We start from the raw sequence: 9,342 nt of genomic DNA, 5'->3' as shown, positions 1-9,342 counted from the left end.
CCATCGGCGAGTGGCTCAACGCCCGTAGCTGACCCCCGGCGCGCCGGCTCCAGCCGGCCCCGTGGGAGCGGCGTCCCCGCCGCGATTGGCCGCCCCGCCGCCGTCGCGCCGAAGACGGCGCTCCCACAACGACGCCCGCCCCGTGGGAGCGGCGTCACCGCCGCGATTGGCCGCGCTGCCGTCATCGCGCCGAAGACGGCGCTCCCACAACGACGCCCGCCCCGTGGGAGCGGCGTCACCGCCGCGATTGGCCGCCCCGCCGCCGTCGCGCCGAAGACGGCGCTCCCACAACGACGCCCGCCCGTGGGAGCGGCGTCACCGCCGCGATCGGCCGCGCTGCCGTCATCGCGCCGAAGACGGCGCTCCCACAACGGCGCCCGCCCCATGGGAGCGGCGTCCCCGCCGCGATTGGCTCGCGGTACACCGTCATCGAGAGGATGCGGCGTCGGTCTGCCGCGCGAAGATCGCCTGCGCCGGCGTGCGCACCTCCGGCGCCACCAGGCGCAGATAATCCACGCTACCCTCCGCCGCCGCGGCCAGCGCCTCGCGCAAGGGGCGCCAACGCTCGCCCGCCTCCGTGGCATCGAGCAGATCGCGGGCAGCCGCGACCTGGCCGGCTCGGACCGCTTCTTGAAACAGCAGCAGGAGGTCGCCCCAGGTTTCCTCCAGGACCAGTACAGGAAGCCGCGTATGCGGGCGAGGCCGTCCGCCCGCTTCAGCATCGAAGCAGTCATTGCCCTCGACGGGGCTGCCGACGACGGCACGCATGCTCTGGTCCCATTGGCACTCCATCAAATCCGTTTTGCATCGAATTTGGTGTAAACCAATTTTGGTGTAGGGCAGCTCGGCTGGACATTCACGCTTCCACGCGTATATTCGGCCGATTGCTGCGCCGCAACAGACCACCGGAGACCCCATGCCGATCAAACCCTTCAACAAGCTCTTGGTCGCCAACCGCAGCGAGATCGCCATCCGTATCTTTCGCGCCGCCAACGAGCTCGGCATCCGGACGGTGGGCATCTATGCCCTGGAAGACCGCCTGTCCATCCATCGCTCCAAGGCGGACGAGGCCTACCAACTGGACCCCGAGAAGGGTCCGGTGGGGGCCTACCTGGACATCCAGGGCATCATCGATATCGCGCTGGACAAGGGGGTCGATGCGATCCATCCCGGCTACGGCTTTCTGTCCGAAAACCCGGAGTTCGCGCAGGCGTGTGCCGACAACGGCATCGCCTTCATTGGGCCGCGCGCGGAACTGCTGGCGCAGATGGGCGACAAGACCGCGGCCCGGGAACTGGCGAAGCGCGCCCGGGTGCCCACGCTGCCGGGCACCGAAGAGGCCATCGACGACCGCGACACCGCGCTTCAGGCGGCCGGGCGGATCGGCTTCCCGCTGATCATCAAGGCCGCCCATGGCGGCGGCGGCCGTGGCATGCGCGTGGTGCGGGCTCCGGAAGACCTGGGCAAGCTGCTCGACGAGGCACGCACCGAGGCCTTGAACGCCTTCGGCAACGGCGCGGTGTTCCTGGAGCGCTTCATCCAGCACGCCAAGCACATCGAGGTGCAGATCCTCGGCGACCAGCACGGCAACGTGGTGCACCTGCACGAGCGCGACTGCTCGGTGCAGCGCCGGCACCAGAAGGTGATCGAGGTCGCCCCCGCGGTGGACCTCGCCGACGACACCCGCCAGGCCCTGTGCGACGCCGCGGTACGCCTGGCGCGGGAGATCGGCTACGACAACGCCGGCACCGTGGAATTCCTGGTGGACGCCGAGAGCGGCGACTGGTTCTTCATCGAGATGAACCCGCGCATCCAGGTGGAACACACGGTGACCGAGGAGATCACCAACGTCGACCTGGTGCGCTCGCAGATCCTGATCGCCTCCGGTCGCAAGCTGCACGCCGCGGACATCGGCATCCCGGCCCAGGACGCCATCCCCCGCAACGGCTTTGCGGTGCAGTGCCGCATCACCACCGAGGACCCGGAGAACGGCTTCGCGCCGGACCTCGGGCGCATCCTCACCTACCGCTCGCCGGCCGGCTGCGGCATCCGCCTGGACGCCGCCATCGCCACCAACGGCGCCGTGGTCACGCCCTACTACGACTCCCTGCTGGTGAAGCTCACGGTGCGCTCGCCGGACTGGGAAAACGCCCTGGAGCGCATGCGCCGCGCGCTGCACGAGTTCCGCATCCGCGGCGTCAAGACGAATATCCCGTTCCTGGAAAACGTCATCCAGGACGAGACCTTCCTTGCGGGCAAGGCCACAACCCGGCTCATCGACACCACCCCGGCCCTGTTCGACTTCAAGCCGCGGCGCGACCGCGCCAGCAAGCTCTTGGCCTACCTCGGTGACGTCATCGTCAACGGCAACCCCACGGCCAAGGGCTGGAAACCGGATGCGGTCTTCACCGAAGCGCCGGTGCCCCATTACGACCACCGCCAGCCGTTGCGAAAGGGCACCCGGGACCTGCTGCGCGAGCTCGGTCCCAAGGGCTTCGCCGACTGGACGCTGGCGCAGCCGCGGGCGCTGTTCACCGACACCACGCTGCGCGACGCACATCAGTCTCTGTTGGCCACCCGCATGCGCTCGGATGACATGCTGCGCATTGCGGAGGTCATCGCTCACCGGGTGCCGAACCTGTTCTCCCTGGAGATGTGGGGCGGCGCCACCTTCGATACCTGCATGCGCTTCCTCGACGAGGACCCCTGGGAGCGCCTGGCCAAGCTGCGCGAGCATATCCCCAACATCTGCTTTCAGATGCTGCTGCGCGGCGCCAACGCGGTGGGCTATTCGAACTACCCCGACAACGTGGTCAACACCTTCGTGCGCCGCGCGGTCGAGAACGGCATGGACATCTTCCGCATCTTCGACAGCCTGAATTACGCCGAGAACCTGTACCCGGCCATGGAGGCGGTGCTCGACGATGGCCGCGCCATCTGCGAGGCGGCGATCTGCTACACCGGCAATATCCTGGACCCGAAGCGCGACAAGTACGACCTCCAGTACTACATCGCCATGGCCAAGGACCTTGAGGCCCACGGCGCCCATATCCTCGCCATCAAGGACATGGCGGGCCTGCTGCGGCCCTATGCGGCGGACAAGCTGTTCCGCGCCCTGAAGGACGAGATCGGCATCCCCGTCCACTTCCACACCCACGACACCTCGGGCATCAACGCCGCCTCGGTGCTGCGCGCCGTGGACGCGGGCGTGGACGTGGTGGATGGCGCCATCGCCGGCCTATCCGGCGCCACCTCCCAGCCCAACCTCAATTCCATGATCGCGGCCCTGGAGCACACCGAGCGCGATCCCGGGCTGGACCGCGAGGCGCTGGACGCGATGTCCCACTACTGGGAGCACGTGCGGACCTTCTACAAGCCCTTCGACACCAGCGCCCCCCACGGCACCGCCGAGGTCTACCTGCACGAGCTGCCCGGCGGCCAGTTCACCAACCTGAAGGAACAGGCCAGCGCCATGGGCCTGGGTCCACGCTGGCCCGAGGTGGCGCGCACCTACGCCGAGGTCAACCAGCTCTTCGGCGACATCGTCAAGGTCACGCCCAGCTCCAAGGTGGTGGGCGACATGGCCATCTTCCTGGTCACCCGCGGCATCAAGGCCCAGGACGTGCTGAATCTGGCGCCCGGCTCGGTGCCGTTTCCGGAATCCGTCATCGACATGCTGGCCGGCGGCCTTGGCCAGCCCAAGGGCGGCTGGCCCGAGGCGCTACAGCGCGTCGTGCTCGGCGATCGCGAGGCCATCACCGACCGCCCCGGACTGCACGCCAAGCCGGTGGACTTTGAGCCACTGAAGCTGGAGCTCACGGAGAAGCTCGGCCGTGAGCCCAGCGACGAGGACCTGCTCAACCACCTGATGTACCCGAAGGTGTTCGAGACCTTCGACAAGAGGCGCCAGCAGTACGGTGACCTGTCGGTGCTGCCGACGCCGGCCTACTTCTATGGCCTCGCCATCAACGAAGAGATCGCGGTGGAGATCCAGCCTGGCAAGACCCTGTTCATCAAGCTGCTGCACTTGGGCGAGGCGGACAAGCATGGCAAGCGTATGGCCATCTTCGAGCTCAATGGCGATTCCCGCCATGTCGAGATCCAGGACCGCGGCCTGGTGGTGGACGTCGAATCGCGCCCGAAGGCCAACGTGGACGACCCGCGCGAGGTCGGCGCGCCCATCCCCGGCAAGATCTCGCAGATCTCCGTGGCGGTGGGCGACAAGGTCGCCAAAGGCGATGCCCTGCTCACCCTCGAGGCCATGAAGATGTTCACCACCGTCAACGCGCCGATGGCCGGCATCGTGCGCAGCATCGAAGTGGACGCCGACGCCACGGTGGAAGCCAAGGACCTGCTGATGCGGTTACGCTAGATCGACACAGACTGCGAAACGCGCTTGCGATAGCGCTGCATCGCGAAGAAGCCGATGATCGGCAAGCCAAGGGTGTAGGCAAACCCAATCACCAGGTAGCCGTTGAAATACGGGTTGTGAATGACCCCGGCATCTCCGAGCAAAGCGATGGCCCACACCGCGAAAGGGACGTGCAAGAGACAAGCAGTGGCGAGACCCGGGTTGTACCAGCGCCGCGCCGCAATGGACAAGCCGACATGGACCGCGGCCTGGAAGATCAGAAAATAGGGCATCCAAGCGGCCAGGCGCAGGTCATAGGTGGCGAGCAGGCCGCAGATTGGCAGGGGCAGCCATATGTAGCCCATATTGATCCAGTAGACGAGTTTCTCGTCCAGCAGCCCCGTCTCCGGGTCCTGCTTGTAAAGGTCGCGGTTCGCGAACTCGACGAAGCCGCCGGGGAACAGGTACTCTTCGGTCTCATGAATCATATACAGCGGTGCGCACAAGAGCATCGCGTACAGGACCAGATTGGTCGGTGCAACCAGGACCGTGAGATAGACCAACAGAAAGACCGCGACGACGAGACCGGCCCGCATCCATTCGCGGTGGAACCAATGGTAATAGCCAGCAAGAGACATCGCTGTTGACATGGTGCTCACCTGACGCGCAAACGCAACACAAAGCGGCAACAGAAGCCGGCCCGATACTATCTTGCCCCGGCTAGAGCATACAAGATTGCTTGAAGGGCCGAAGTCTTCACAGGTGCCTCAAGTTTTGCGTGCACCGGAGCACCGATCGAAAAGGACCAAGGGCCGGAACGGCAGTCGAGCGGAGCGGTGCGGTCGCGTTTTGGGCCTTGGGCCTTGTTGCATGCCGGGAGTCGATCGACGCGACGTTCGCCGCCTCATGGCGTTGTCGGAATAAGGCAGCGCCTCGCTAAACATCGTGGAAGTCGTCCGCCCCTTTTCGCGTATTTCGTGTATTTCGTAGTGACAAAGTTACAGTCCCTTCAAGGTAGCCGTGCTATTGAGTGCCGGTCTTGATCATAACTCCGACCAAGCGCTCGTCCTGTGGGAGCGGCGTCCCCGCCGCGACCGGGCGCCCGTCGCGCCCAGGACGGCGCTCCCACGGCGGTGGACGGACTTATGATCAAGGCCTGAGTGCCGACAGTGCTGACGAGTCGACAACTTTGAATTTCGCCTTGCGCGCCATTTTTCTTTCTGCTCACGGCGTCCGAAGGGTGACGCCTGTATGGGTATTGGGCACGCCTTCGCGGCCATCACGCCCGTGCTGCACCGCCACCAGCTCCGCGGCGATGGACACGGCGATCTCCGCCGGTGTGCGTCCACCGAGGGGCAGGCCGACGGGGCCGTGCAGGCGCTCGGCCTGCCGCGGGGCGACGCCGAGGCTCAGCAGGCGTTCCTTCCTGGCCTGCTGCGTGCGGCGGGAGCCAAGGGCGCCGACATAGAAGGCGCGGGAGGTGAGAGCCTCCATCAGCGCCATGTCGTCGAGCTTCGGGTCGTGGGTGAGGGCGACGACCGCGCTGCGGGCGTCGTCGGTGCGGTCGCGCACGCAGTCGTCTGGCATGCGGTGGTCCGTCTCGGCACCGAGACCGACGAATTCGGCGAGGCGCTCGCGGCGTGGGTCGCAGACGATGACCCGATAGCCGAGGGCGCGAGCGATGGGCACCAGGTGTCGGGTGATGTGCACGGCGCCGATGATGAGGAGCTGGAGCCGTGGGCCGAAGGTGCGCTCGGCGGTCTCGCCGTCGAATTGGAAGCGCGCGGGCTCGGCGGCGTTGTCCGGAAGCCGATGCAGGCTCGCCTCGCCGGTGGCGAGACACAGCCGGCGGCGCAGGCTGCCGCGGGCGGCGACGCGCTGCTGGAGCAGCCGCCACGGGGTGGGGTCTTCGATGCGCTCGACCAGCAGGTCGAGCTGGCCGCCGCAGGGGATGCCGAAGCGCCTTGCGTCGTCGGCGTCGACACCGTAGCGGATGAGCCGCGGCAGTGGCCCGTTGTCGAATTCGCCAGCGGCGCTCCGGCGCGCCAGATCCGCCTCGACACAACCGCCTGACACCGATCCGGTCTCCCGGCCATCGGCGTTTACCAAGAGCAGCGACCCGGCCGGCCGTGGCGACGAGCCCCAGGTGGCGGCGACGGTGAAGAGCCAGGCGGGGCGACCGTCGAGTGCCGTGATGGCAGCCAGCAGCAACTCGTCGTCGCTGGCGGGTGCCGGGTCGGTGGGCTGCTGGTCTGGCTCAGCCATCGGCAGGCGGCGCTGGGCGCTGGCCCCGGCGCGCAGATCAGAGCCGGATCGGCAGGCTGCGCACCGGCTTACCGGTGGCGGCGAGCACGGCGTTGCAGACGGCCGGGGCGATGGGCGGCACGCCGGGCTCGCCGACACCGCCGGGGTCTTCCCGGGACGGGACAATGTGCACGGCAATCTCCGGCATCTCGCTCATGCGCAGCAGCGGAAAGTCGTCGAAGTTGCCCTGCTGCACCCGCCCGTGCTCCAGGGTGATGGCGCCCTTCAGCGTCGCAGTGAGGCCGTAGACGATGCTGCCCTCCATCTGCGAGGCGACGATTTCCGGGTTGACCACAAAGCCGCAGTCGACGGCACACACCACCCGGTGCACCCGCACCTGACCGGCACTGACCGACACCTCAGCCACCTCTGCCACGAAGCTGTCGAAGGACGCGGTGCAGGCGATGCCCCGGTGCCGCCCCGGCGCGCAGGGTGTCCCCCAGCCAGCACGCTCGGCGGCGAGGTCGAGCACGCCCAGCAGCCGCGGGCGGTCGGCCAGCAACCGACGGCGCAGCGCGACCGGGTCCTGGCCGCCGGCGGCGGCGAGCTCGTCGAGGAAGCACTCGGTGATCCAGACGTTCTGGGAGTAGCCGACGGAGCGCCAGGCGCCCACCGGAACCGGGGTATTGGCGAGGCTGTAGCGCACGGCGATGTTGGGGATCGCGTACGGGAGGTCCGCGGCGCCCTGCACCGCCTCGTCGTCGATGTCCCCCGGACGGACCGACGAGGAGAGCGCCGGCGCGGCGATATGATGCTCCCACAGCACCGGCAGGCCGTCGTCGTCGAGCCCGCCGCGCAGCCGGTTGAGCCCGCCGGGGCGGTAGAAGTCGTGGCGGATGTCGTCCTCGCGGGTCCAGACCACCTGCACCGGCCGGCCGAGCCGCTTGGACAGCTCCACCGCGTCGCGGACGAAATCCACCTTGCCGCGCCGCCCGAAGCCGCCGCCGAGGAAGGTGGTGTGCACCCGCACCCGCTCCCGGGCGAGGCCGGTGATTTGCATACCGGCGCGCTGGGAGCTGCTCTGGGACTGGGTGGGCACGTAGATGTCGCAGCCGTCTAGACGCACGTCGGCGGTGCAATTCATGGGCTCCATGCAGGCATGGGCCTGGAAGGGCGTCTCGTAGATAGCCTCCAGCGTGCGGGTCGCCCGCACCGCCGCGGCATCGGGATCGCCGTCGCGGCGCACCTGCGTGCCCCGCCCGCCGAGGCGTCGCTCGAAGGCGGCACGGATGCCGGCGCTGGAGGTGTCCGCGTTCGGTCCGAGGTCCCAGTCGATCTCGAGCGCCTTGCGACCCAGGAACGCCGTGTGGGTGTCTCCTGCAACCACCGCGACACCGGCGGCGACGGCCAGCACGGCCTCCACGCCCGGAACGGCCTTGGCGCGCGCCGCATCGAAGGAGCGCAGCCCGCCGCCGAACACCGGGCAGCGCTCGATGCTCGCCACCACCATGTCGGTGAGGCGCGTGTCGATGCCGTAGCGGGCGCGGCCATTGACCTTGTCCGGGGCATCCAGCCGCGGGGCCGGGGTGCCGATCAGCGTCCATTCGTTCGGCTCCTTCAGGAGCACGGCGGGCGGTGGCTCCAGCGCCGCGGCGGCGCTGGCGAGTTCGCCGAAGCCGAGCCATCGGCCGCTGGCCGGATGCATGACCCGGCCCCGCTCCGCGCGGCACGTCTCGGCACTCACGCCCCAGCGCTCCGCAGCCGCCTGCACCAGGAGCCAGCGGGCCAGCGCGCCGGCCTGGCGCAGCTTGGTCCAGGCATCGGGAACGGAGGTGCTGCCGCCCGTGCTCTGCTGGCCGGTGAGCTGATTGGTGTATTCCGGTGCCGCGGGGGCGAAGCGCACCGTGATCTGATCGAGCCCGACGTCGAGCTCTTCGGCGAGCAGCATGGGCAGCGCCGTCATCACCCCCTGACCCATCTCGGAGCGGGCGACGATAAAGGCGATGGCGCCGGTGGGCTCGATGCGGACCCAGGCGTTGGGCGCGAAGGTCGTGCTGGCGGCCGGCGCTTCGCGCGCGGCGGCGGCTGCACGGCCGGCGAGCGGCAGGTGCATGCCCAGCAGGAGTCCGCCGCCGGCGGCGACGCCCTTCAGGAAGGCGCGGCGGTCGAGTCTGACCTGTTGCGCCATGTCAGGTCGCCTCCACGACCGGACTAGCGGCCCGGTGGATGGCCCGGCGCACGCGGCTGTAGGTACCGCAGCGGCACAGCACCCGGTCCATGGCGGCATTGAGCTGCTCGTCGGTGGGCCGCGGATGCTGCAACAGCAGCGCGGCGGCGGTCATGATCTGGCCGGACTGACAATAGCCGCACTCGGGCACGTCCTCGCTGATCCAGGCCCGGCGCAGGGCGACGCCGATGTCGTCGTTGAGGCCCTCGATGGTGGTGACGGACCGGCCCGCCGCCGCGCTCACCGGGGTGATACAGGCGTTCACCGCGGCACCGTCCAGGTGCACGATGCAGGCGCCGCAACTGCCGATGCCGCAGCCGTACTTGGTGCCGGTGAGGCCGAGCTGGTCCCGCAGCACCCAGAGCAGCGGCGTATCTTCTGGTACGTCGACCTGCCGGCGCGCGTTGTTGACGGTGAGAACGATCATGCTGTCTCCCACACGAAGGTCGGCGCGTATGGCGGCGTAGCCTGGGCGGGCCGGACGTTGCCGAGCTCAAAGCCGCAGCATTGCAGATCTCGG

6 protein-coding genes are annotated in these 9,342 nt (G+C 68.5%); 1 reads left to right on the top strand and 5 read right to left on the bottom strand.

Annotated features, from left to right (window positions below; genetic code table 11):
- Window positions 1-426: 426 nt before the first annotated feature.
- Entirely contained in the window at window positions 427-939 is a 513-nt protein-coding gene (locus LJE69_RS16150) for a hypothetical protein (RefSeq protein WP_296926993.1), read from the bottom strand.
- Between LJE69_RS16150 and LJE69_RS16145 the strand changes: the two genes are divergently transcribed.
- Window positions 917-4,372 (top strand): pyruvate carboxylase, encoded by a 3,456-nt coding sequence (locus LJE69_RS16145; protein WP_296926991.1) that lies wholly within the window; start codon window positions 917-919, stop codon window positions 4,370-4,372. The genes LJE69_RS16150 and LJE69_RS16145 overlap by 23 nt on opposite strands.
- Here LJE69_RS16145 and LJE69_RS16140 read toward each other — a convergent pair.
- From LJE69_RS16140 to LJE69_RS16125, 4 genes are all read right to left on the bottom strand, one after another.
- Window positions 4,369-5,001, bottom strand: a complete 633-nt coding sequence (locus tag LJE69_RS16140; protein WP_296926989.1) for an HXXEE domain-containing protein — start codon at window positions 4,999-5,001, stop codon at window positions 4,369-4,371. The two genes, LJE69_RS16145 and LJE69_RS16140, sit on opposite strands and share 4 nt — an antisense overlap.
- A gap of 574 nt (window positions 5,002-5,575) precedes the next feature.
- A complete protein-coding gene (locus LJE69_RS16135) occupies window positions 5,576-6,616 on the bottom strand; it encodes an XdhC family protein (RefSeq protein WP_296926987.1) in 1,041 nt (346 codons plus the stop codon).
- Window positions 6,617-6,653: 37 nt separating this feature from the next.
- Window positions 6,654-8,783 (bottom strand): molybdopterin cofactor-binding domain-containing protein, encoded by a 2,130-nt coding sequence (locus LJE69_RS16130; RefSeq protein WP_296926985.1) that lies wholly within the window; start codon window positions 8,781-8,783, stop codon window positions 6,654-6,656.
- Between the two features lies 1 nt (window position 8,784).
- Complete coding sequence (locus LJE69_RS16125) at window positions 8,785-9,249, bottom strand: (2Fe-2S)-binding protein (protein WP_296926983.1); 465 nt, start codon at window positions 9,247-9,249, stop codon at window positions 8,785-8,787.
- Window positions 9,250-9,342 lie beyond the last annotated feature (93 nt).

The sequence above is a fragment of the Thiohalocapsa sp. genome, from assembly GCF_022340605.1.
In the GTDB taxonomy this organism is placed as follows: Bacteria; Pseudomonadota; Gammaproteobacteria; order Chromatiales; family Chromatiaceae; genus Thiohalocapsa.
Note: the sequence above shows the minus strand (reverse complement) of the source record. Positions and strands in the feature narration are given on the sequence as shown.